Source organism: Noviherbaspirillum humi (assembly GCF_900188095.1).
GTDB lineage: Bacteria > Pseudomonadota > Gammaproteobacteria > Burkholderiales > Burkholderiaceae_D > Noviherbaspirillum > Noviherbaspirillum humi.
This window is the reverse complement of sequence record NZ_FZOT01000006.1, coordinates 160,250-182,978: the sequence shown is the minus strand read 5'-3', so window position 1 is coordinate 182,978 and position 22,729 is coordinate 160,250. Positions and strand designations below refer to the sequence as shown.

25 protein-coding genes are annotated in these 22,729 nt (G+C 64.8%); 7 read left to right on the top strand and 18 right to left on the bottom strand.

Going from position 1 to position 22,729, the window contains the following annotated elements; translation table 11 throughout:
• Nucleotides 1–108 precede the first annotated feature (108 nt).
• Both CHB88_RS11900 and CHB88_RS11895 read left to right on the top strand, forming a co-directional pair.
• Complete coding sequence (locus tag CHB88_RS11900; RefSeq protein WP_089399544.1) at nucleotides 109–831, top strand: response regulator; 723 nt, start codon at nucleotides 109–111, stop codon at nucleotides 829–831.
• 17 nt (nucleotides 832–848) lie between these two features.
• Nucleotides 849–2,171, top strand: coding sequence for an ATP-binding protein (locus tag CHB88_RS11895; protein ID WP_245844928.1), 1,323 nt, complete (start codon nucleotides 849–851; stop codon nucleotides 2,169–2,171).
• A 4-nt stretch (nucleotides 2,172–2,175) separates the two neighbouring features.
• On the opposite strand, the gene CHB88_RS11890 is transcribed toward CHB88_RS11895, so the two are convergent.
• The 7 genes from CHB88_RS11890 to mltG all read right to left on the bottom strand — a co-directional run bounded on the left by CHB88_RS11890 (nucleotide 2,176) and on the right by mltG (nucleotide 7,639).
• Nucleotides 2,176–2,865 carry an ankyrin repeat domain-containing protein gene (locus tag CHB88_RS11890; RefSeq protein ID WP_089399542.1) on the bottom strand — a complete coding sequence of 230 codons (690 nt, stop codon included), beginning with the start codon at nucleotides 2,863–2,865 and terminating at the stop codon, nucleotides 2,176–2,178.
• A complete protein-coding gene (locus CHB88_RS11885) occupies nucleotides 2,858–3,652 on the bottom strand; it encodes a TatD family hydrolase (RefSeq protein WP_089399541.1) in 795 nt (264 codons plus the stop codon). The genes CHB88_RS11890 and CHB88_RS11885 overlap by 8 nt, the downstream gene beginning before the upstream one ends.
• A gap of 310 nt (nucleotides 3,653–3,962) precedes the next feature.
• Nucleotides 3,963–4,460: a GNAT family N-acetyltransferase gene (locus CHB88_RS11880; protein ID WP_089399540.1), complete on the bottom strand. Its 498-nt coding sequence runs from the start codon at nucleotides 4,458–4,460 to the stop codon at nucleotides 3,963–3,965.
• A gap of 8 nt (nucleotides 4,461–4,468) precedes the next feature.
• Nucleotides 4,469–4,864, bottom strand: a complete 396-nt coding sequence (locus CHB88_RS11875; RefSeq protein WP_089399539.1) for a PilZ domain-containing protein — start codon at nucleotides 4,862–4,864, stop codon at nucleotides 4,469–4,471.
• 24 nt (nucleotides 4,865–4,888) lie between these two features.
• Complete coding sequence (locus CHB88_RS11870) at nucleotides 4,889–5,932, bottom strand: DNA polymerase III subunit delta' (RefSeq protein ID WP_089399538.1); 1,044 nt, start codon at nucleotides 5,930–5,932, stop codon at nucleotides 4,889–4,891.
• Between the two features lie 90 nt (nucleotides 5,933–6,022).
• Complete coding sequence (tmk, locus tag CHB88_RS11865; protein WP_089399537.1) at nucleotides 6,023–6,631, bottom strand: dTMP kinase; 609 nt, start codon at nucleotides 6,629–6,631, stop codon at nucleotides 6,023–6,025.
• Nucleotides 6,632–6,658: 27 nt separating this feature from the next.
• Nucleotides 6,659–7,639 carry an endolytic transglycosylase MltG gene (gene mltG, locus CHB88_RS11860; protein WP_089399536.1) on the bottom strand — a complete coding sequence of 327 codons (981 nt, stop codon included), beginning with the start codon at nucleotides 7,637–7,639 and terminating at the stop codon, nucleotides 6,659–6,661.
• Nucleotides 7,640–7,808: 169 nt separating this feature from the next.
• Between mltG and ygfZ the strand changes: the two genes are divergently transcribed.
• From ygfZ to CHB88_RS11845, 3 genes are read left to right on the top strand one after another with little or no spacing between them, the layout of a single operon-like run.
• Nucleotides 7,809–8,843, top strand: coding sequence for a CAF17-like 4Fe-4S cluster assembly/insertion protein YgfZ (ygfZ, locus tag CHB88_RS11855; RefSeq protein ID WP_089399535.1), 1,035 nt, complete (start codon nucleotides 7,809–7,811; stop codon nucleotides 8,841–8,843).
• 3 nt (nucleotides 8,844–8,846) lie between these two features.
• Nucleotides 8,847–9,155, top strand: coding sequence for a DUF4936 family protein (locus CHB88_RS11850; RefSeq protein ID WP_245844927.1), 309 nt, complete (start codon nucleotides 8,847–8,849; stop codon nucleotides 9,153–9,155).
• A complete protein-coding gene (locus CHB88_RS11845; protein ID WP_089399534.1) occupies nucleotides 9,155–9,880 on the top strand; it encodes an NRDE family protein in 726 nt (241 codons plus the stop codon). The genes CHB88_RS11850 and CHB88_RS11845 overlap by 1 nt, the downstream gene beginning before the upstream one ends.
• A 14-nt stretch (nucleotides 9,881–9,894) precedes the next feature.
• Here CHB88_RS11845 and CHB88_RS11840 read toward each other — a convergent pair whose 3' ends face one another.
• The 11 genes from CHB88_RS11840 to CHB88_RS11790 form a co-directional block, all read right to left on the bottom strand.
• Nucleotides 9,895–10,320, bottom strand: a complete 426-nt coding sequence (locus CHB88_RS11840; protein WP_089399533.1) for a GNAT family N-acetyltransferase — start codon at nucleotides 10,318–10,320, stop codon at nucleotides 9,895–9,897.
• Nucleotides 10,317–10,754, bottom strand: coding sequence for an acyl-CoA thioesterase (locus tag CHB88_RS11835; RefSeq protein ID WP_089399532.1), 438 nt, complete (start codon nucleotides 10,752–10,754; stop codon nucleotides 10,317–10,319). The genes CHB88_RS11840 and CHB88_RS11835 overlap by 4 nt, the downstream gene beginning before the upstream one ends.
• Before the next feature lie 38 nt (nucleotides 10,755–10,792).
• Nucleotides 10,793–11,689, bottom strand: coding sequence for an alpha/beta fold hydrolase (locus CHB88_RS11830; protein ID WP_089399531.1), 897 nt, complete (start codon nucleotides 11,687–11,689; stop codon nucleotides 10,793–10,795).
• Nucleotides 11,690–11,710: 21 nt separating this feature from the next.
• Nucleotides 11,711–12,616, bottom strand: coding sequence for an SDR family oxidoreductase (locus CHB88_RS11825; protein ID WP_089399530.1), 906 nt, complete (start codon nucleotides 12,614–12,616; stop codon nucleotides 11,711–11,713).
• A 40-nt stretch (nucleotides 12,617–12,656) separates the two neighbouring features.
• Nucleotides 12,657–13,583 (bottom strand): glutathione S-transferase family protein, encoded by a 927-nt coding sequence (locus tag CHB88_RS11820; protein ID WP_089399529.1) that lies wholly within the window; start codon nucleotides 13,581–13,583, stop codon nucleotides 12,657–12,659.
• Between the two features lie 44 nt (nucleotides 13,584–13,627).
• Nucleotides 13,628–14,623 (bottom strand): NADP-dependent oxidoreductase, encoded by a 996-nt coding sequence (locus CHB88_RS11815; RefSeq protein WP_089399528.1) that lies wholly within the window; start codon nucleotides 14,621–14,623, stop codon nucleotides 13,628–13,630.
• Between the two features lie 51 nt (nucleotides 14,624–14,674).
• Nucleotides 14,675–15,109 carry a PaaI family thioesterase gene (locus tag CHB88_RS11810; RefSeq protein WP_089399527.1) on the bottom strand — a complete coding sequence of 145 codons (435 nt, stop codon included), beginning with the start codon at nucleotides 15,107–15,109 and terminating at the stop codon, nucleotides 14,675–14,677.
• On the bottom strand, nucleotides 15,109–15,894 hold the full coding sequence (locus tag CHB88_RS11805) for an SDR family oxidoreductase (RefSeq protein ID WP_089399526.1): 786 nt from the start codon (nucleotides 15,892–15,894) through the stop codon (nucleotides 15,109–15,111). Before CHB88_RS11805 ends, CHB88_RS11810 begins: the two co-directional genes overlap by 1 nt.
• 30 nt (nucleotides 15,895–15,924) lie before the next feature.
• Nucleotides 15,925–16,227, bottom strand: coding sequence for a Dabb family protein (locus tag CHB88_RS11800; protein WP_089399525.1), 303 nt, complete (start codon nucleotides 16,225–16,227; stop codon nucleotides 15,925–15,927).
• 20 nt (nucleotides 16,228–16,247) lie between these two features.
• Nucleotides 16,248–18,062 (bottom strand): acyl-CoA dehydrogenase, encoded by a 1,815-nt coding sequence (locus CHB88_RS11795; protein WP_089399524.1) that lies wholly within the window; start codon nucleotides 18,060–18,062, stop codon nucleotides 16,248–16,250.
• Nucleotides 18,063–18,135: 73 nt separating this feature from the next.
• Entirely contained in the window at nucleotides 18,136–19,314 is a 1,179-nt protein-coding gene (locus tag CHB88_RS11790; protein WP_089399523.1) for an acetyl-CoA C-acyltransferase, read from the bottom strand.
• Nucleotides 19,315–19,675: 361 nt separating this feature from the next.
• Between CHB88_RS11790 and CHB88_RS11785 the strand changes: the two genes are divergently transcribed.
• Nucleotides 19,676–21,334 (top strand): MFS transporter, encoded by a 1,659-nt coding sequence (locus tag CHB88_RS11785; RefSeq protein ID WP_425436099.1) that lies wholly within the window; start codon nucleotides 19,676–19,678, stop codon nucleotides 21,332–21,334.
• A 169-nt stretch (nucleotides 21,335–21,503) separates the two neighbouring features.
• The gene (gene purT, locus CHB88_RS11780) at nucleotides 21,504–22,709 is read left to right on the top strand and encodes a formate-dependent phosphoribosylglycinamide formyltransferase (RefSeq protein WP_089399521.1); all 1,206 of its coding nucleotides are present in this window, start codon (nucleotides 21,504–21,506) and stop codon (nucleotides 22,707–22,709) included.
• Nucleotides 22,710–22,729 lie beyond the last annotated feature (20 nt).

The window sequence follows — 22,729 nt, the reverse complement described above, 5'->3', positions numbered from 1 at the left end:
CGTGTCGTCGGCAGGGAGATTTGTAGCGCCCTGTATCAAGTTATCGGACCGAAAAAACATGATACAAATCTGCTGCCCGGTCTCGTTGCGGCTTGCGATAATCGTGCCATGGAAAATTCCGCCCGCATTCTCATCGTCGATGACGACTCGGACATCAGCTCGCTGCTGGCCGAATACCTGGAAAAAAACGGCTACCGCACCGCCACTGCCGCCGATGGCAAGGGCATGTGGAAGGCGCTGGATGACGCCCGCATCGACCTCATCGTGCTGGACCTGAACCTGCCCGGCGAGGATGGCTTGACGCTATGCCGGAACTTGCGCGCCGTTTCCGCCATCCCGGTCATCATGCTGACCGCCCGCGGCGAGCCGCTGGATCGCATCCTCGGCCTTGAAATGGGGGCGGACGATTACCTCCCCAAACCTTTCGAGCCGCGCGAACTCTTCGCCCGCATCCGCAGCGTGCTGCGCCGCACCCAGGCGCTGCCGCCGGCGATGCAGCAGCCGGATGCCCAGCAGGTCCGCTTCCAGGACTGGACCATGGACTACACCGGACGCCACCTCGTCAGTCCCGATGGCGTGGTGATCGCCCTGTCCGGGGCGGAGTTCCGGCTGCTGCGGGTCTTCCTCGAACACGCCAACCGGGTGCTGAGCCGCGACCAGCTGCTCAACCTCACCCAGGGCCGCGATGCCGATCCCTTCGACCGCTCCATCGATCTGCAGATCAGCCGCCTGCGCCAGAAGCTGGGCGAGGATGCGCGCTCGCCCCAGATCATCAAGACGGTGCGCAACGAAGGCTATGTGCTGGCCGCCACGGTGAGCCGCGTGAAATGATGCGGCTTTTTTCAAGCATGAGCAGCCGGATCTTCCTGATCCTGCTGGGCGGCATCGTCATCTCGGCAACGCTGACGCTCGGCTTCGCGATGAGCGAGCGCCAGGAAATGATTCGCGATTTCCGCTACGCGCAAGCGGCCGAGCGGGTATCCCAGTTCCTGCTTTCCTTCGAGCGCGTCTCGCCGGCATTGCGGCCCGAACTGGCGCGGGCCGCGGTCGGCGTCGGCATCGATATCCGGCCTGCCGGGCAGGCGCGCGAACGCGAGGCGGACGAGGGATCGCTGGCCGCAGCGGTCGACCAGCGCCTGCCGGGCGGTTTCCGTGTCGCGGCGGCGGAGCCCGGTCCCGGGCTTTGCCCGCCGCCGTTCGACGAGGGACGGCGCGGCGACGGCCGACTGCCCTGCGAGCCGCTTCTGGTGCAGTTGCCGGACGGCGACCGCCTTTTGCTCGTCTCCCGTCCGCCCCGTCCTGCCGGCCGCATGCGGCCCCGGGCACGCCCCGACTTCACGGTGCAGGCCATCCTTTTCATCCTCAGCATTGGGGTGCTTGCGGCTTTCATTGCGCGCATGGCGACGGCGCCGGTCAAACGGCTGGCTCAGGCAGCGACCGCGCTCGGCGGCGACATGGAACGGCCGCCGCTGCCCGAGGCCGGGGCGACGGAAATCCGCCAGGCCGCAGCCGCCTTCAATGCCATGCAATCCCGCATCCGCCGCCACATCCGGCAGCAAACCCACATGCTGGCGGCGATCACTCATGACTTGCAGACGCCGCTGACACGCATGCGGCTGCGGCTGGAAAAGGTCGGCGACGAGGAACTGCGCGGCAAGCTGCTGGGCGACCTATCGGCCATGCAGGGCATGGTGCGCGAAGGGCTCGACCTGGCGCGCAGCCTGGATGCGAGCGAACCCGTGCAGCGGCTGGACCTGGACTCGCTGGTCGACAGCGTCTGCACCGATGCCAGCGATGCCGGTCAGGCGGTCAGTTTCTCCGGCAGCACCGGCATGTCGCTACCCGGCCGGCCGCTGGCGCTGCGGCGTTGCCTGACCAATCTCGTGGACAATGCCGCAAAATACGGCCGGCGCGCCGATGTCACGGTGCAGCGCGGACCAGGCGTCGTGCTGGTCAGCGTGCGCGACCACGGGCCGGGTATTCCGGAAGACCAGCTGGAAAAAGTGTTCGATCCGTTCTACAGGCTGGAGACCTCGCGGTCCCGCGATACCGGGGGCACCGGTCTCGGCCTGGCGATCGCGCGCAACATCGCCGAGCAGCATGGCGGAAAGATCGAACTGCGCAACCGCGCCGACGGCGGCCTGGAAGCGATCCTCACCCTGCCCTGCTAGCCGATCAGGGCAGCTTGCCCATCTTCCGCAGGCGGTAGGTCAAGCCTTCGGCGATATCTTTGTGGTTGAATTTCTCGGCGAAGTCTATTGCCGTCATGCCCTGATCATTCTTGAGGGTGACGTCGGCTCCTTCGTCGAGCAGCAGCTTCACCGTCAGGATATGCCCGCCGCGCGCCGCCATCATGATGGGCGTGGTCTTGTTGGGCGATTCGGCATCGATGTAGGCATAGCGCTCCAGCAGCAGCGCGACGATGTCGTTGCTGCCGGCGGCCGCGGCATAATGCAGCGCGGCCCAGCCGGGCCGGTTCACTTCCGCACCCTTGTCGAGCAGGGCCTTGACGGCCGGCAGGTTGGTCTTGTAGGCGGCGATCATGAGGGCGGTATCGCCATTGCCGGAACGGGCTTCCAGATTGACGTTCGGCGCATTGAGCAGGACGTCGAACACCTTCATGCAGTCTTCCCGCAGCGCCAGGATCAGCCCGGTATCGCCGCGCTGGGGCTCGGTGGCATTGACGTCGAAGCCGCGCTGTAGGAGGGAGCGAACCGTGGATGCGCCATCGGTGGCGACGGCACGAAAGTAATCCTCGTAAGCGCCGCCGACTGCAATGTCCGGCGCCAGCGCGCACACGCCGCCAGCCGCGATCGCGCCAATCAGGCGCCGCCGCGCCTTGTCCGGGCGAGGCCGGTCAGCCATGGACCACCGCCTGCGCCGCCGGGAACAGGCGGAAAAAATTCTCGCTGGTCTGGCGCGCCAGCTGCTCCAGCGGCACGCCCTTCAGATCGGCCAGGAACTCGCCGACATGGCGCACGAAGCCGGGCTCATTGGTCTTGCCGCGGTAAGGCACCGGCGCGAGATAAGGCGAATCGGTCTCGATCAGCATGCGCTCCAGCGGCACCGCCCGCGCCACTTCCTGCAGCGCCTTGGCGCTCTTGAAGGTGACGATGCCGGAAAAGGAAATGTAGAAGCCGAGCTCCATCGCCGCCTGGGCGACTTCCATCGACTCGGTGAAGCAATGCATGACGCCACCCGCGCCGCCGTCGGCGGTGCCGGCGCCCTCTTCGCGCATGATGCGGATGGTGTCTTCCGACGCCGAGCGGGTATGGATGATCAGCGGCTTGCCGCTGGCGCGGGACGCGCGGATATGGGTGCGGAAGCGCTGCCGCTGCCATTCCAGGTCGCCGCTGAGCCGGTAGTAATCCAGCCCGGTCTCGCCGATGGCGACCACCTTGGGATGCTGCGACAGGGAAACCAGCTGGTCGACGTCCGGCTCCGGCGTTTCCTCATAGTCGGGATGAACGCCGACCGAGGCGAAAACGTTGTCATGGTTCTCGGCGACGGCGAGCACTTTGGGAAAGTCGGGCAGATCGACGCAAACGCACAGGGCGTGCGTGACCTTGTTGTCGGCCATGCGGTCGAGAATTTCCGGGAGGCGCTCGGCCAGTTCCGGAAAATCGATATGGCAGTGGGAATCGATGAACATGGGCCGCATTTTACGCCGCGGAGCTCAGAGCCTGTTCAGTATCTTTGTGGCATGTGCGTTCAAGCAGGAAGGGATGCAGTGCAAGGCACGGCGCGCCGCTCAGGGTGGGCCCCTGTGCAAGCGCCGCAACGCCGCAATGCGCCCTTCCTGCTTGAACCCTTCGGGCAGCCACGGGAACCGATCGCCTGGGTCGTTGCGGCTCCTTGCCGTAGCCCCGCTACGTCGCGTCGCCGCGCCTAGCATTCGACCGGTTCGCGTGGCTGCGCACATGCCACAAAGATACTGAACAGGCTCTTGTAGCTGCCGATGCTCAGTCCAGGCGTCGGCCCAGGATGGCCAGGTCGCGCTCGACGCCATCCAGTGTCGCCACGCGAGGCAGCAAGCCCCAGCGCTGGAAGCTGAAGCGTTCGAACAGGCGCAGGCTTGGCGCGTTATGGCCGAAAATGAACCCCAGCAAGGTATGAACCCGCAAGCGCGGTGCGGCTGTGATTGCCTGCTGAAGGAAATAGGCGCCGAGGCCGCGCCGGCGATGCGAGCCGGCGATGTAGATCGAGAGCTCGCTGGTGCCGGCATAGGCCGGACGTCCATAGAAATCCGAAAATGACAGCCATCCGATGATCTGCCCTGCCTCCTCTGCCACCCACAGCGGGCGGCGGGCCGGGTCATGCTGGGCAAACCAGGGATGGCGGGATGACGTGCTGACCGGCTCAATGTCCGCCGTGACCTGGCGCGAGGGTATGGTGCTGTTATAGATTGCAACGATCTGCGGCAGATCTTCCAGCCGGGCAATTCGATGTGCAAAACCCATGAACGGCGTCAGAGCGTGTGGGTGGCGCGGGAGGAACGCAGTGCCGCGCCAAGGATTTCCTCAATCCGCATTTTCACCCGGTGGCCGCTTTCGTCGGCGGAGAAATGCACGCCAATGCCTTGCGCCTTGCCATTGTTGGCGCCGGAAGGCGTGATCCAGGCGATGCGCCCAGCTACCGGGTATTTGGTGGGATCGCTCAGCAGTGTCAGGATCAGGTAGATTTCCTCGCCCAGCTTGTAGGGTTTGCTGGTGGGCACGAAGATGCCGCCGTTGGCGAGAAAAGGCATGTAGGCCGCGTAGAGAGCGGCTTTTTCCCGGATCGGAAGCGACAGCACCGAAGGGCGCGGCGCGACCACCGTCCCGCCGGCAGGCGGTGCTGCCGTTGCTAGAGAATTCTCGGCCATGTATTCCCTTGATTAATGACGTTGCTATCTGCTTGAGAATGCGCTGGCATATTCCAGCAGCGTATCCTCGAGAAACAGCTTCGCCGAGAGCGGGTGTTCCGCAATCGCCCGCCTATCCTTGAAGCGCTGGGTCAATTCCAGCAGGCCATCTGTGCTTGCCATAGTTGCCAGCGAGAAAATTTCTTTGTGGTAACGGGGGTAATAGCGAATTCTGCCAGATAATTTCGACGCCAAGAGGTCATAAGTCCAGCGTTGCAGCCAGGATACAACATCCGGGACCGGTATCTTTTGCATGCGGTCGGCGGTCTTCAGCGCCTGGTCTGCACTCGGCCTTGACAAGGCTTGCAGCAGTTCCTGCAACACTTCCGGCCCGCCTTGGGCGGCGAACGCCTGCGCGAGCAACGGCGCGCCTCCCTGCTCCGCCAAACTGGATTCGGCGTCTGGCACGCCGGCCTGTTCCAGCCATGCAAGCGCAGCCTCACGCGCAGGCGTGGACAAGGCGATCTTCCGGCAACGTGAGAGTATGGTGGGCAGCAAGCGATCGATGCCATGAGAAACCAGTAAAAACAGAGTATTTGGCGGGGGTTCCTCAAGTGTTTTCAGAAGTGCGTTGGCGGCCATGCTGTTCAGGGTCTCCGCCGGATAAAGCAGAATGATGCGCAAGCCTTGGCGATGGGTGGAAATGTTGACGAAGTCGGCCAAGGCCCGGATCTGGGCGATCTTGATTTCCTTGGACGGCGCCTTGGCGGCTTTTCCGGATTTCTTCTCGCCTTCCTCCTCCGCGTCGCCACCCTCCTGTTCCGCCTCCTCGTCGAGCGCCTCGGGCCGCACCCTGCGGTAATCCGGGTGGCTGTATTGGACGAACCAGCCGCAGGAGTCGCAAGCATCGCACGCTTGGCCATCCGCCAAAGGCGCCTGGCACAGGAGCGATTGGGCAAAGCGTTCCGCGAAATTGGTTTTGCCGATGCCTTCCGGCCCATGGAGCAGGATGGCGTGCGGCAGGCGCTCTCGTAGAGACTGGAGTTTTTGCCAGTCACTGACCTGCCATGGAAAAAGGTGGGAAGGCATGAATATGCTTTACTTCAAAGGCTTAAGGAAGCTGCTTAATGTGGACTGTCACACGCAAACTGTCACACGAAACGCAATTTCAATTCTAAATCAGAGATTTGCAACGATTTCCTGAAGCTGTTGCTGAACTTGCTCCATGCTTCGGGTTGAGTCGATGACCCGAAAGCGGTTTGGAAACTGGTCGGCGCGGCGCAGATACTCGTTGCGGGTGGCGGCAAAGAAGTCAGCCTTTTCCTGCTCGAAGCGGTCGAGGGTTCGTGTTGCATCCAGCCGGGCACGCGCCACTTCCAGCGGAACGTCGAACAGCAGCGTGAGATCCGGCTGCAATTTGGGATGCACCCATTGCTCCAGCGCCTCCAGCTTTTTCAGGTCGAGGTGGCGTCCCCCGCCCTGGTAAGCAAAAGTGGCATCGGTGAAGCGATCGGAAATGACCCAGTCACCGCGTTCCAGCGCCGGCCCGATGACTTGAGCGATATGTTCGCGGCGCGAGGCGAACATCAGCAGCGCCTCGGTTTCGAGGTGCATCTTTTCATGGAGTACCAGTTCGCGCAGTTTCTCGCCGAGCGGGGTGCCGCCCGGCTCCCGGGTATGCACGACCGTCCTGCCGGCACGGCGCAGGAGGCTGGCCACGAAATCGATGTGGCTGGATTTGCCAGCGCCGTCTATGCCTTCGAAGGTAATGAATTTGCCGCCAGCCATGTCACCGTTCACGCAGGAAAAACGCCATTATCGCTGGTATTTGTTCACCGCGCGGTTGTGGTCGGCGAGGGTTCGGGAGAATTCACTGGTGCCGTTGCCCCGGGCGACGAAATACAAGGCATCGCTCTGGGCCGGACGCAGTGCCGCCGCAAGCGATTCGGCGCCCGGCAGCGCGATCGGCGTCGGCGGCAGGCCCGGACGGGTATAGGTGTTGTAAGGCGTATCGGTTTCCAGGTCGCGCTTGCGGATATTGCCCTGGAATTTGTCGCCCATGCCGTAGATCACCGTGGGATCGGTCTGCAGCAGCATGCCCTGCTTCAGACGATTGACGAAGACGGCGGCGATCAGGCCGCGCTCGGAACGCTGGCCAGTTTCCTTTTCCACGATCGACGCCATGATCAGCGCCTCGTAGGGCGACTTGTACGGCACGGCGGGATCGCGCCTGGCCCATTCATCGCTGAGCCGCTTCTGCATCAGGGCATGCGCCTGGCGGTAGACCTGGATGTCGCTCGACCCCTTGGCGAAGAGGTAGGTATCCGGGAAGAACAGGCCTTCCGCCGCCTTGTAGCCCGGCGCCACCTTGGCCAGCAGTTCCTTGTCGCTCATCTGGGCGGTATCGTGCTTCAGGCCGGGATGCTGGGCGACCGCCTGCCGCATCTGGCGGAAGGTCCAGCCTTCGATGATGGCGAGCGACTCCTGGGCAAACTGGCCGCGCGCCAGCTGGTCGACCAGGCCGAGCGGCGTGGTGCCCGGTTTCAGCTCATAGCTGCCAGCCTTGAGCTTCGATCCCTTGCCAGTCAGCCGGGCGAGAACCTCGAACAGCAGCGGCTGGATCGGCACGCCTGCCTTGGCGATCTGCTCAGCGCTGCCGCGCACGCCGCCGCCCGGCAGCACGGTAAATTCGATCGGCTCCTCGTCAACCGTGATGATCGGCTGCGTGGCCCAGAAATAGCCGGTGCCGGCGACGACGACGGCAAGGGTGAGCAGGAAGACGAAAAATTTCTTCAAGAAGATGAATCCATGAGGGTTGTCGCGCGCCAGACGCGGTTTCGGCGGGGCCTCTATAATCGACCCCGAGTGGCGACCGGCTCGGGCGGGCCGCCGCATGACCTTGCGTGCCAGCCGTCGGGTATTGTACCGGGCGTTCGGCTGGCTTTCCTGTTCTAGGACTGATTCTATGACTACATGGTTGCAATTTCTGGCCGACCAAGGCGCCGGCTTCGATGAAGCCGCCGGCGGCGAGCTGACCGGGTTCGGCGCGGCAGCGGCGCCCTCGTCCTTCATGGCGCCGCTGACCGATCTCGGCCTGATCGCCGTCAGCGGCGAGGAAGGCGCGCAATTCCTGCACAATCAGTTGACCAACGACGTCGAGCATCTGGGCTCCGGCGAAGCGCGTCTCGCCGGCTATTGTTCGCCCAAGGGCCGGCTGCTGGCCACCTTGCTGATGTGGAAGGCCGAAGCCGGCATCATGCTGCAGCTGCCGAAGGCATTGCAGCCGGCGATCCAGAAACGGCTGCAGATGTTCGTGCTGCGCGCCAAGGCCAAGCTCGCCGACGCCGTCGACGAGGCCGTTGCCATCGGACTCGCCGGCCAGCAGGCGCAGGATGCGCTCGGCAATCTGTTCCCCCAGTTGCCCGCCGCCGACTATGCGAAGGTCGATGCGCCGGCCGGCAGCCTGATCCGCATGCCGGATGCATTCAACGTGCCGCGCTACCTGTGGATCACCCGCCCGGAGACGGCGCAGCAGGCCTGGCCGACGCTCAGCGCTTCCGTGCCACCGGCCGCCCCGTCCCTCTGGCGGCGCAGCCAGATCGCCGCCGGCATTCCGCAGATCACGCCCGCCACCCAGGACCAGTTCGTGCCGCAGATGGTCAATTTCGAGCTGGTCGGCGGCGTGAATTTCCGCAAAGGCTGCTATCCGGGGCAGGAAATCGTGGCGCGCAGCCAGTATCTCGGCAAGCTCAAGCGGCGCATGATGCGGGCGGAGGTGGACGCGGCCGAGGTCCGGGCGGGCATGGAAATCTTTGCCGCCTCCGATCCGGACCAGCCCTGCGGCATGGTGGTGAATGCCGAACCCAACGACCGCGGCGGCGCCGACTGCCTGGTGGAGATCAAGCTGGCGCTGGCCGAAGCCGGCATCCGTCTCGGCACCGCTTCCGGTCCCGAGGTGCGCCTGGCGGCCGTGCCCTATCCCGTCACCGAACCGGCCTGAACCATGGCGACCATCGAACGAGGCGCGGCCGGCATCGACCTGTATGTCTACTATCGCGTCAAGGCGGACGATGCCCAGGCCCTGCGCGATGCCGCCCGCGGCATGCAGGCGGCATTGCAACGCGAGCACGGCGTTGCCTGCAGCCTGAAGCGGCGGCCGGAAGCCAAGGATGGCATGCATACCTGGATGGAGGTCTATCTCTCGGTGCCCGCCGGATTCGATGCCATCCTCGAGGAAGCAGCCGCCGACGATGCTTTGCGTCGCCTGATCGCCGGTCCGCGCCATACCGAAACCTTTCTGGAAATCGCCTGATGTGCCTCATCGTCTTCGCCTGGCAAGTCGTGCCGGGAACGCCGCTGGTGGCGGCCGCCAACCGCGACGAGTTCTATGACCGTCCCGCCGCCGCCGCCCACTGGTGGGAGGACTCACCGCAGGTCTATGCCGGCCGCGACCTGGAAGCGGGCGGCACCTGGATGGGTATCACCCGCGACGGGCGCTTCGCCGCCATCACCAATATCCGCGCGCCGTCGGAACGGCGCGGCGATGCGCCGAGCCGAGGTCGGCTGGTGAGCGACTTCCTGTCGGGTGAAGTTGAACCGCGCGACTACGTCGAGAGCTTGCGCTCGCAGGCCGGCGCCTACAACGGCTTCAATCTGGTGGTGGGCAACGGCAAGGAGCTGATCTGGCTCACCAACGGGCGCAGCGATGATCCGCGCAATGGCCAGCCGCTGACGCCGGGCGTCTATGGCCTGTCGAACGCGGCGCTGGACACCGCCTGGCCGAAAGTGATGAAGAGCCGGGCGCAGTTCTCCAGCCTGATCTGCCAGGGCGCGCCCGAGGAGGCGTATTTCGAGATGCTGGCAGACACATCGCTCGCGCCGGACGATGACCTGCCGCATACCGGCGTCGGACTCGAGCGGGAACGCATGCTGTCCGCCGTCTGCATCGAGTCGCCCGCCTACGGCACCCGGGTATCGACCCTGGTCTGCCTGCACGGGGATGGCAGCGGCATGCTGGTGGAGAAGCCGGTGCGCTGACCGCAGCGGCGACTTCAGCCCAGCCGGCAGCGCATCTCGATGTGCGGTATGCCGGCCTCGGCGTATTCTGCGCCGTACGGTTCGAATCCATGGCGCCGGTAAAACGATTCCGCATGGCGCTGGGCGCTCAGCACCACTTCATTCACGCCTTGCTGGCGTGCCGCCTGCATCAGCGCCGCCAGCAAGGCGCTGCCCACGCCACGGCCGCGTGCCTCCTTCAGCACTGCCATTCGGCCGATATGCCCGTCGGGCAGAAGGCGCGCCGTGCCGATGGCCTTGCCCTCCGCATCCAGCGCCAGCGCATGCAGGGAAGGCGCATCCATCTCATCCCACTCAAGCTCCACCGGCACCTGCTGCTCCCGGACGAACACGTCATGGCGGATGGGCCGGGCGCGCTCCTTCATCGCTTCCCAGTCGCCGGTGATGATGCGGATGCTCATGCCGCCTCGGGCTTGCGCGTTTCCAGCCGGCTGATGGTGTCGCGCCAGGCGTCCGGCAACGGCACGCCCTTGCGCGCCGTCGTGTCGGCATACACATAGACCAGTTCGCCGCTGATCAGGTGTTCTTCGCCGCGGAAGATTTCGAGCACGAAGCGGGCCGATGAGCGGCCGAGCGCCGCGCAGCGCACGCCGATGTCGAGCAGGTCGTCGAAGCGGGCCGGGCCCTGATACTCGATGGTTGCCTTGCGGGCGAACAGCTCCCTGCCCTCGCGCGCCTGCTGCATGACGTCGGGCAGGCCGGTGGCGCGCCAGTATTCGGTGAAGGCGACGTCGAAATAGGTCAGGTAGTGGCCGTTGAAGACGATGGCCTGCATGTCCACTTCGGCCCAGCGGACCCGCAGCTGATGGAAAAAGCTGAAATCCTCTCTTGCCATGGTTCGAATGTCCTATCGAATGCGTTAGCGGTGGAGGCTCATTCCTGCAGGAAGCGGCGGATCAGCGCGTTCACCCGCTCCGGCTGCTCATGCACTACCCAGTGGCTGCCCTCGGGAATGCGCTCCACTTTTAAATCGGGCACGAAGTCGCCCAGGCCATCCAGCAGCGAAGGCAGCAGCGCCACGTCGCGCTCGCCCCAGATCACGCGGGTTGGCACCTTCACCCGGAAATCGTCGGGGTTCAGCACCAGACCTTGCGGGCCGGGATTCTCGGCGGTCGGCGGATGCAGCGGCGTGGCCCGGTAGTAATTCACGCCGCCCACCAGGCCGCGCGACCAGCATTCATGGTACTTCCGCCTCACCTCGCCGGCGAACCAGGGCGTCGGCGATTGCCCCATGCCGCTCAGCAGTCGTTCCAGGATGGCGAAATCGTGCTTGGCCAGCACCTCTTCCGAATGCGGCGAGCGCAGCCAGTTCATGTAGGCGCTGGCTTCCTGCTGGGCCGGATCTTCCGCCAGGGCCTTCATGAAAAGATAGGGATGCGGGGAGTTGACGATGATCAGCCGCTCCAGGAGCTGCGGCAGCGCGATGGCGAGATTCCAGGCGATGGCGCCGCCCCAGTCGTGCGCCACCATGGCGCAGCGCGGGTAGCCGAGATGGGCGATGAGCAGGCGCAGGTCGTCGACGATGTGCTTCGGCTTGTAGGCCGTCGGCTCGGCCGGCATGTCCGACAGGTTGAAGCCGCGCAGGTCCGGCGCGACGGCGTAATAGTCGCCGCCGAATTCCTGCAGCGCCGCTTCCCACTCGTACCAGAACTCAGGAAAGCCATGGACGAACAGCAGCAGCGGCGCCCCCGGCTTGCCGGCGCTGGCGTAATGCAGCCGCGTGCCATTGGGCAGCACGGCATACTGGTCGGTGGTGATGGTTGCCGTCATGAAAACTCCGCAGTAGGTTGATCAGCCGCCCTTGAGCTTGGACTGCAGCAGTTCGCGGATATGCGGCGCGGCCTCGAAGGGATCGCTCGGATTGCGCTGGTTAACGATGTCTTCCATGCGTGTCTGCACGTTGCCCAGCGCCTGCGGATGGGAATAGATGTAGAAGCCGCCGTCGCGAATGGCGTCGAAGGTCCGTTGCGACACCTCGGCCGCCGTTACCTTGCCCGAGGAAACCGCCTTGTCCGACACTGCCTGGGCCACCATCTGGCTGACCGTCGCCTTGCCGTCATCCTTCAGCTCGTCGGGCCGGTTGCGATGCGACTGGCTGATGCCGGTCGGCACGAAGTAAGGGCAGAGCACCGAAGCGCCGATGGGCGCGCCGATCAGGTTCAGGTCGTGGTACAGCGTCTCGGACAGCGACACCACCGCATGCTTGGAGACATTGTAGATGCCCATGTTGGGCGCATTCAGCAGGCCGGCCATGGACGCGGTATTGACGATATGGCCTTCATAGCTCGGGTCGCGCCTGGCGCATTCCAGCATCAGCGGGGTGAAGGCGCGCACGCCGTGGATCACGCCCCACAGGTTCACGCCCAGCACCCACTCCCAGTCGGCGAGCGAGTTTTCCCAGACCAGGCCGCCGGCGCCGACGCCGGCATTGTTGAACACCAGGTGCACCGCGCCGAAGCGCTGCATCGCGGCCTCCGCCAGCGCCTGCACCGCCTCCGCCTTGCGCACGTCGCAGATCTGGGCCAGCACCTGCGCGCCCTGCTCTTCCAGCTCGCGCCGCGCCTTGTCCAGCGCATCCTGCTGCACGTCGGCCAGCACCAGCTTCATGCCGAGCCTGGCCCCGATGTTGGCGAATTCCCGGCCGAAGCCGCTGGCGCCGCCGGTGATGACGGCGACCTTGTCCTTGAATTCCTTCATGCTGTCTCCTCGTAATGTCTTATTCGTGTCGTCGGACCCGTTACGCCTTTTTCAGCTGGAAACCGATGCGTGGAAAATGCACCACCAGGGTTCCTGTCTCGAATTTCCGCTCGACGGCGAACTCGCTGGCGGTGGCCGCGACCAGCCGGCCCTGCACCGGGTCGATGCCGTAGTCGGTCGGCATCACCGCCACTTCGTCGCCGAGCGACACCCCATGGTGGTCGACGAAGTCTCCCTCTCCGGCGGGCGCCGGGCGGCTGCCGCGCGCCACCGCCAGCGCCTCGGTGGAGGACATGGCGCTGGATTCGTGATGGCCGAAGGCGACGACGCGCTTGTACCAGCCTGCCAGCGCCGGCTTTTGCTCGACCAGCGGTGCGAGCGATTTCACACGCTGCAGGAACCAGAGGCAGTGATAGACGGAAAAATCGGCGATGCTGGCTTCATCACCGAACAGGAATGGCTGGCCGCCCGCCAGCATGCCGGCCAGCCGGTCGAGATAGAGCGGCAGCATGCCCATCGCATCCGCCGACGACAGGCGCGGCGCGTTGCCGCGGAAGGCGGCCCGGTCGGCGCCGAAGGCCTTCATCTGCTCCGGCGTCATGCCGGCCAGAATCTCCCCGGCCGTCGACGGCTGGAAGGCGCAGGGAATCACCGTCCAGAAAAGCGCCGTGTCGGCCCATTGCGCCAGCAGGCGGGAGGCGCCCTCCACCGCCGGCGGATAGAGCGACGGCGACGGCTGCAGGCGCTCCAGCACATCGGAAATGAGTGAAGTGTCGCAATAGATGTCGGCGCCGATCTGCAGCACCGGCGTGCGGCGGTAGCCGCCGGTCAGCGCCACCAGGTCCGGCTTGGGCATGATGGGTGGGATGAACACTGATTTCCATGCCAGGCGCTTGAAGCCGAGGATGGTGCGGATCTTCTCGGCGAACGGGGACGTCGGGTAATGGTGCAGGATGAGGTCGGCCATGTCGTCTCCTGGTGGTGGCGTGACGGTGAAAGCAGCGGCCGGGATCAGACCAGCTTGACCAGCTGCTTGCCGAAGTTGCGGCCCTTGAGCAGGCCCATGAAGGCGTCCGGCGCCGACTCCAGTCCCTGCGCGACGGATTCGCGGAATTTCAGCTTGCCGCTTGCGACCAGGCCGCCCAGCTCCTGCAAGCCCTGGGGCCAGAGGTCCATGTGCTCGGAAACGATGAAGCCCTGCAGCGTCAGGCGCATGGTGAGGAATGCGCGCACGTTGTGCAGCGCCATCGGCTCGCCGTTGTAGCCGGCGATCAGGCCGCACAGCGCGATGCGGCCGAACGGGTTCATGCGCGCGAGGCAAGCATCGAATCCCCCGCCGCCGACATTCTCGAACACCGCGTCGATGCCGTCCGGCGTTGCCTTGGCGAGATCATCCTGCAGGTTGCCCGCCTTGTAGTCGACGCAGGCGTCGAAACCCAGTTCTTCCACCACATAGCGGCACTTCTCGGCGCCGCCGGCGATGCCGACCGCGCGGCAGCCACGCTCCTTCGCCAGCTGGCCGACCACGCTGCCGACCGCCCCGCTGGCGGCGGACACGACGATGGTCTCGCCCGCCTTCGGCTTCATGATCTGGGTCAGGCCGTACCAGGCGGTCATGCCCGGCATGCCGACCGCGCCGAGATAGGCCGACAGCGGGATGCGGCTGGTATCGAGCTTGCGCAGCAGCGCGCCGTCCGACACGCCGATCTCGGACCAGCCGAACATGCCCTGCACCTTGTCGCCGACGGCGAACTTCGGATGGCGCGATTCGATCACCTCGCCCACCGTGCCGCCGATCATGGTTTCGTTCAGCGGCTGCGGCGCGGCATAGCTCTTGGTTTCCTCCATGCGGCCGCGCATGTAGGGATCGAGCGAGAGGAAGTGATTGCGGACCAGGAGCTGGCCTTCCTGCAGCTGCGGCATGGGCTGCTCTTCCAGCCGGAAGTTATCAGGCGTCACCTCGCCATGCGGGCGGGATGCCAGGACGATGCGCTTGTAGGTATTCATGGTAAGTCTCCGGTAAGGTGTTGTTCTGATCCGGCGGCGGTGCTTTTCGGACTATTCCTTCTCCATGCGCTTGCCCGCATCCAGCCGCTTCAGGTACTTGAAGGTGCCGCTGGCTTTCGCCACCAGCTTGTCGCCGTTCCAGATCTCACCCTCGCAAAAGCAGATGGAGCTGGAGCGGTGGATGGCACGGCCCTTGGCGACGATGCGTCCACCGGGCTTGCCGGCCGGATGCAGAAAGCTGGTCTTCATCTCCACCGTGACGCCGCCGCGGGCGTCCGGATCGAGCGAGCGGCCGGCCATGGACATCACCACGTCGAGCAGCGTCATCGAAACGCCGCCGTGGGTGACGTGCCAGCTGTTCATGTGGCGCGGCTGCAGCGTCAGGGCCACGCTGGCCTCGCCGTCGCCCATGCCGAGGAATTCCACCCCGAGGTCATGGAGAAAAGGTATCTCGACCGGAAAAGGCTGGGAATGCGAGAAATCCATCAATGAACCGCCGACACGCCGCCGTCCACCGCGAGGATCTGGCCGGTGATGTGCTTGCCGGCATCGGAGGCGAACAGCAGCGCCGCGCCCTTCAGGTCCTCATCGTCGCCGATGCGCTGCAGCGGCGCGCGCCGGGAGAGATTGTCGACGCCCAAGTTCTGCAGCACGCCCTTGGTCATCTTCGACGGAAAGAAGCCCGGCGCCAGCGCGTTGACGGTGATGCCATGCTTGCCCCATTCGCCGGCCAGGGTGCGGGTGAAGTTCACCACTGCGCCCTTGGAAGTGTTGTAGGCGATGGTCTGCATCGAGTCCGGGCCATTGCCGGCAAGGCCGGCGATGGAGGCGACATTGATGATGCGGCCGTACTTGTTCGGAATCATCGATGCCTTGCCCACCGCCTGCGACAACAGGAAGATGCTGCGGATATTCAGGTTCATCACCTTGTCCCAGGCCTCGGTCGGATGGTCTTCCGCCGGCGCTCCCCAGGTGGCCCCGGCATTGTTCACCAGGATGTCGATGCGGCCGAGCCGCTTCATGGCTTCTTCCACCAGCGGCTGGATCGCGCTTTCCTGCGACACGTCGGCGGCGATCGCTTCGGCGATGATGCCGCGCTCCTTAAGATGGGCCACGGCTTCATCGAGGTCGGTCTGCTTGCGCGACGACAGCACGATCTTCGCGCCCTGCTCGCCCAGCGCTTCGGCGATCTGCAGGCCGAGGCCGCGCGAACCGCCGGTCACCAGCGCGGTCTTGCCCCTGAGGTCGAACAATTGTTGAATGGTACGCATCGTGTCTCCTGTTATTGATCTTGGTGTTGGTCAGACTTCGTAATCCATGCACTGGCGCGCTTCGCGCACCGCGCCAATGAAGGGCTTGAGCGCCACATGCTGCGGATGCTCCTGGTAAGCGTCGAGCGCCGCCCGGGAAGCGAACTCCGAATACAGCACCACGTCGTAAGTGGCTTCCAGCCCTTCCTGGGCCAGGGCCACCTCGAACTTCAGAATGCCCGGCACGATGTTCGCGCAGGCGTCCAGCATCTCCTTCATGCGCTGCGCATTCCGCGCCCGGTTGCCGCCCTCGGCTTCGTCCTTCAGTTTCCACATCACGATATGCTTCAGCATCTTGCTTCTTTCTTTTCCGGTTAGAACCATTCGTCGCGCATGTCGAGCGCGGTGGTGTCGATGGATTGCAGCAGGTCGAGCTGGGCATGCACCTTCGGCAGTTCCCACTTGAAGAAGAAGGCGCAGGCCTGCAGCTTGCCGCGATAAAAGTCGGCATCATGACCGCCTTTGCCCTCGGCGGCAAGCGCCTGCTCTAGCCAGATCCAGGCCACCACCATGTGGCCGAATGCTTCCAGGTAAACCGAGGCATTGGCCAGGGTCTTGTTCAGGTCGCCGACGGCGTACAGCGCCCGCGTCACCTTGGCGACGCGCTGCAGGGTGGCGCCGAGTTCGCGGCCATGGGCGGCCAGTTCTGGCGATTGCTGCGCGCGGGTGATGGACTTTTCCATCACGGCGGCGAGCGCCTTGAACGCCTCGCCGTCGCGCATCACCACCTTGCGGCCGAGCAGATCCAGGCCCTGGATGCCGTGCGTGCCCTCGTGGATGGGGTTGAGGCGGTTGTCGCGATAGAACTGCTCGACGTTGTATTCGCGGGTATAGCCGTAGCCGCCGTGGACCTGGATGGCCAGGGCATTGGCTTCCAGGCACCACTGCGAGGGCCAGGACTTGGCGATCGGCGTGAGAATGTCCAGCAGCAGCGATGCCTGCCGCCTGCCCTCTTCCGATTCGCCGGTGCGCTCCTCGTCCACCAGCCGGGCGCAGTACAGGTTCAGCGCCATGCCGCCCTCGACATAGGCCTTCTGCGCCAGCAGCATGCGCTTGACGTCGGTATGCTCGATGATGCGGACCTGCGGCTGCGCCGCATCCTTGTTCAGCGGATGCCGGCCCTGAGGCCGTTCGCGCGCATACTCCAGCGCATGCAGGTAGCCGGTGTAGCCGAGCGCCACCGCGCCGAGGCCGACGCCGATGCGCGCCTCGTTCATCATGTGGAACATGTTGGCCAGGCCCTTGTGGACCTCTCCGACAAGATAGCCGACGGCGCCAGGCTGTCCGCCCGGCTTGTACTTGCCTTCGCCGAAGTTGAGCAGGCAGTTCGTCGTGCCGCGGTAACCCATCTTGTGATTCAGTCCGGCCAGCACCACGTCGTTGCGCTCGCCCAGGGTGCCGTCCGCATTCACCAGCTTCTTCGGCACGATGAACAGGGAGATGCCCTTCACGCCGGGAATCAGCTTGCCGTTCTCGTCCGGCACCTTCGCCAGCACCAGATGCACGATGTTCTCCGACAGCTCATGCTCCCCGGCGGAGATCCACATCTTGTTGCCGCGCAGGCGGTAGGTGCCGTCCGGCTGCGGCTCGGCGCGGGTGGTGATGTCCGACAGGGAGGAGCCGGCCTGCGGCTCCGACAGGCACATGGTGCCGAAGAAGCGGCCTTCCAGCATCGGCTTGACGAAAGTCTCGATCTGCTCCGGCGTGCCGCACTTGAGCAGCGTGTTGGCATTGCCGATGGTGAGGAAGGGATAGGACGAGGTGCCGACATTGGCCGCCTTGAAGTAGGCGAAGCCGGCCTTCTCCAGCAGCACCGGCAGCTGCATGCCGCCGAAGTCGTAATCCTGGCCGGCGGCCATCAGGCCGGCTTCGCAGAAGGCTTTCAGCGCCGTCTTGACTTCCGGAATGATGTGCACTTTCTCGCCGTCGAAATGCGGCTCCTGCTGATCGCTCTTCTTGTTGTGCGGCGCGAACAGGTCGGTGGCGATGCGCTCGCAGGTGTCGAGCGCGGCGTTGAAGGTTTCGAGGGTGTGGTCGGCGTAGCGTTCGCGCCGGGTCAGGGATTCGGCGTCCAGCCACTCATACAACAGGAATTCGAGGTCGCGCCGGGACAATATCTTGGATTGCATGGAAAGCCTCTGCTGCCGCCGTCCGCACGGCGGCGGACGGCGCTTTGACGGATGGAAGGCGACGTGTAGCGGATCAGACCACTTCGAACAGGCCGGCCGCGCCCTGGCCGCCGCCGATGCACATGGTGACGACGACGTACTTGGCGCCGCGCCGCTTGCCTTCGATCAGCGCATGGCCGGTCAGTCGGGCGCCGGAGACGCCATAGGGATGGCCGACGGCGATGGCGCCGCCGTTGACGTTGAGGCGGTCGGCCGGGATGCCGAGCTTGTCGCGGCAGTACAGCACCTGCACGGCGAAGGCTTCGTTCAGTTCCCACAGATCGATGTCGTTGACCGTCAGGCCGGTTTTCTTCAGCAGCTTGGGAATGGCGAACACCGGGCCGATGCCCATTTCGTCCGGCTCGCAGCCGGCCACGGCGAAGCCGCGGAAGATGCCGAGCGGCTGCAGGCCACGGGCTTCGGCGACCTTGCTGTTCATTACGATCGCGACCGAGGCGCCATCCGAGAACTGGCTTGCGTTGCCGGCGGAAATGACGCCGCCCGGCAGCGCGGTGCGGATCTTGGATACGCCTTCCAGAGTGGTGTCGGCGCGGATGCCTTCGTCCGCGGAGATAGTGACTTCACGCGTGAGCAGCATGCCGGATTCCTTGTCGGCCACGCCCATGATGGTGGTCATCGGCACGATCTCGTCGTTGAACTTGCCGGCGGCCTGGGCGGCGGCGGCCCGCTGCTGGCTTTGCACGCCGTATTCGTCCTGCACTTCCTTGCTGATGTTGTAGCGCTTGGCGACCATTTCGGCGGTCTGCAGCATCGGCCAGTAGACCTCCGGCTTGTTCTGCTTGAGCCAGGTGTCCACGATCATGTGGCGGTTGGCTTCGTTCTGCACGCAGGAAATGGATTCGACCCCGCCGGCGGCGTAGATGTCGCCCTCGCCGGCGATGATGCGCTGGGCAGCGGTCGCGATGGTCTGCAGGCCGGAGGAACAGAAGCGGTTGATGGTCATGCCGGGCACGCTCACCGGGCAGCCGGCCCGCAGCGCGATCTGGCGCGCGATGTTGCTGCCGGTGGCGCCTTCCGGCGTGGCGCAGCCCATCAGCACGTCTTCCACCTCGGCCGGGTCGATCTTCGCGCGCTCGATGGCGGCCTTGAGGACATGGCCGCCCAGCGTGGCGCCGTGGGTCATGTTGAAGGCGCCCTTCCAGGACTTGGCCAGCCCCGTGCGGGCGGTGGATACGATGACGGCGTCGGTCATTGCTTGCTCCTTGAATTGTGGATGTTGGGTGGTGAAGCGTTGCCGCCGAATCTCGGTTCGGGCTTGCGCTTTCTTTTGTTATTGCTGGGGTTGTCTCCGCCCGCAGGGGCAAGATGAAATCGAGAATAGCATAGTTTTAGCACGATCGTTCGCAAAGATTGTATAGCAAGGCGGTACGGTCATGAAGCCGGTTTGGCGGGTGTGTCGGCAGGCGCTTTCGTGACCCCGGATCCCGCTCGCGCCTTGTAAGTTTCTGTAAGTTTGAAGAAAGCATCGTGTAAGTTTCGCGTCGCAGACTGCATGGGTGGCAAAGTAGACCGACACGCTTTCGCACACCAATTCAATCAACGAGGAGATGCACATGGCGACAGTTACCGCTGCGCGTGGAATGACCGCCGAAGAACGGAAAGTAATTTTCGCTTCTTCGCTCGGTACCGTTTTCGAATGGTACGACTTCTATCTTTACGGCTCGCTCGCCGCGATCATCGCGAAGCAGTTCTTCGCCGGCACCGATCCCAATACCGCCTTCATTTTCGCCCTGCTGGCCTTCGCCGCGGGCTTCATCGTCCGTCCCTTCGGCGCCCTGGTGTTCGGCCGACTGGGCGACATGATTGGCCGGAAGTACACCTTCCTGGTCACCATCCTGATCATGGGCCTGTCGACCTTCATCGTCGGCCTGCTGCCCACCTACGCTTCGATCGGCATCGCCGCGCCGATCATCCTGATTTCGCTGCGCATCCTGCAGGGCCTGGCGCTCGGCGGCGAGTACGGCGGCGCGGCTACGTATGTGGCCGAGCATGCGCCGGACGGCAAGCGCGGCGCCTACACCGCCTGGATCCAGACCACCGCGACCCTCGGCCTGTTCCTGTCGCTGATGGTGATCCTCGGCACCCGCACCGCCGTCGGCGAGACCGCCTTCGCCGAATGGGGCTGGCGCGTCCCGTTCCTGATCTCGGTCTTCCTGCTGGCGATTTCCGTCTGGATTCGCCTGGCGATGAACGAATCCCCCGCCTTCGCCAAGATGAAGGCTGAAGGCAGGACCTCCAAGGCGCCGCTCTCCGAAGCCTTCGGCCAGTGGGGCAACCTGAAGATCGTCATCCTGGCCCTCATCGGCCTGACCGCCGGCCAGGCCGTGGTCTGGTACACCGGCCAGTTCTACGCGCTGTTCTTCCTGACCCAGACACTGAAGGTCGACGGCTCCACCGCCAACCTGCTGATCGCCGCCTCTCTGGTGATCGGCACGCCGTTCTTCATCGTCTTCGGTTCCCTGTCCGACCGCATCGGCCGCAAGCTCATCATCCTCGGCGGCTGCCTGCTGGCCGCGCTGACCTATTTCCCGATCTTCAGCGCGCTGACCCACTACGCCAACCCGGCCCTGGAAACCGCGATCAAGAACTCCCCGGTCGTCGTCACCGCCGACCCGGCCAAGTGCCAGTTCCTGTTCAACCCGACCGGCACCAAGACCTTCACCTCCTCCTGCGACATTTCCCGCACCGTCCTGGCGCAATCCTCGGTGAGCTACACCACCGTCGACGCGCCGGCCGGCTCCATCGCCTCCATCAAGATCGGCGACAAGGTGATCCAGGGCTACGACGCCACCGGCCTGTCGAAGGACGAAGCCGCTGCCAAGGACAAGGCCTTCAAGAAGGACCTCGGCGACGCCATCAAGGCGGCCGGCTATCCGTCCAAGGCCGACCCGGCCCAGATGAACAAGCCGATGGTCCTGCTGCTGCTGACGATCCTGGTGCTCTACGTCACCATGGTGTACGGCCCGATCGCGGCGATGCTGGTGGAGATGTTCCCGACCCGCATCCGCTACACCTCCATGTCCCTGCCCTACCACATCGGCAACGGCTGGTTCGGCGGTCTGCTGCCGACCACCGCCTTCGCGCTGGTAGCCTACAAGGGCGACATCTACTACGGCCTGTGGTATCCGATCATCATCGCCCTGGCGACCTTCGTCATCGGCATGCTGTTCATCCGCGAAACCAAGGACCGCAACATCTACGCCAACGACTAAGCAGCGCTGGCTTTCCCTCGAAGCCGCCGGTTCGCCGGCGGCTTTTTTCTTTGCGGAACCGGCTCTTCCCTGATCGGCAGCCTTGCTGTCCAAATCCGCCGCAATTTGCTATCGTCGCGCTTTCAAAACGGCAAAGTGCCTCTCCACCCTTCTTTCCTTTCGACGACCCATGAAAACTCCTTCCCGCCTCGGCACTCCGCTTTCATCCTCCGCCACCAAGGTCATGCTGCTCGGCTCGGGCGAACTCGGCAAGGAGGTCATCATTTCGCTGCAGCGGCTGGGCGTGGAAGTCATCGCGGTGGACCGGTATCCGAATGCGCCCGGACACCAGGTCGCGCACCGCTACCATGTGATCGACATGACCGACGGCAAGGCGCTGGCTGCGCTGATCGAGCAGGAACGGCCCGACCTGATCGTGCCGGAGATCGAAGCCATCGCCACCCCGACCCTGGTGGAGCTGGAGACGGCCGGCAAGGCCACCGTCATTCCCACCGCCCGCGCCGCCTGGCTGACCATGAACCGCGAAGGCATACGCCGCCTCGCCGCCGAGGAACTCGGCCTGCCGACCTCGCCCTACCGCTTCGCCGACAGCCTCGATGAGCTCAAGGCGGCCTGCGCCGAGGTTGGCTTTCCCTGCGTGGTGAAGCCGGTGATGTCTTCCTCCGGCAAGGGGCAGTCGAAGGTGGACGGTCCGGACGAGGTTGACGCCGCCTGGGACTACGCCGCTGCAGGCGGGCGCGTCGATGCCGGCCGGGTCATCGTCGAGGGCTTCATCGACTTCGATTACGAAATCACCCAGCTGACGGTGCGCGCCCTGGAGGGCGGCTTGCCGGTGACGCATTTCTGCGAGCCGATCGGCCACGTGCAGGTCAAGGGCGACTATGTGGAGTCGTGGCAGCCGCATCCGATGCATCCGGAAGCGCTGCGCAAGTCGCGGGAGATCGCGAAGAAGGTCACCGACAATCTCGGCGGCCTCGGCATCTTCGGCGTGGAGCTCTTCGTCAAGGGCGAGATGGTCTGGTTCTCTGAAGTCAGCCCGCGCCCGCACGACACCGGCATGGTCACCATGGCCAGCCAGGTGCAGAGCGAATTCGAATTGCATGCCAAGGCCATCCTCGGCCTGCCGGTGAACACCGCCCTGCGCGCGCCGGGCGCCTCCGCCGTCATCTACGGCGGCCATGAAGCCAAGGGCATCGCCTTCGAAGGCGTGGCCGAGGCGCTGGCCGTGCCGGGCGCCGACATCCGCCTGTTCGGCAAGCCGGAATCCTTCGAAAGGCGCCGCATGGGCGTGGCGCTGGCCGCGGCGGAGAATGTCGAGACCGCCCGCCAGCGGGCCAAGCAGGCGGCTTCGCTGGTGCGCCCGGTCAAGGCCTGACCGGGGCGAAACCAGAAGGC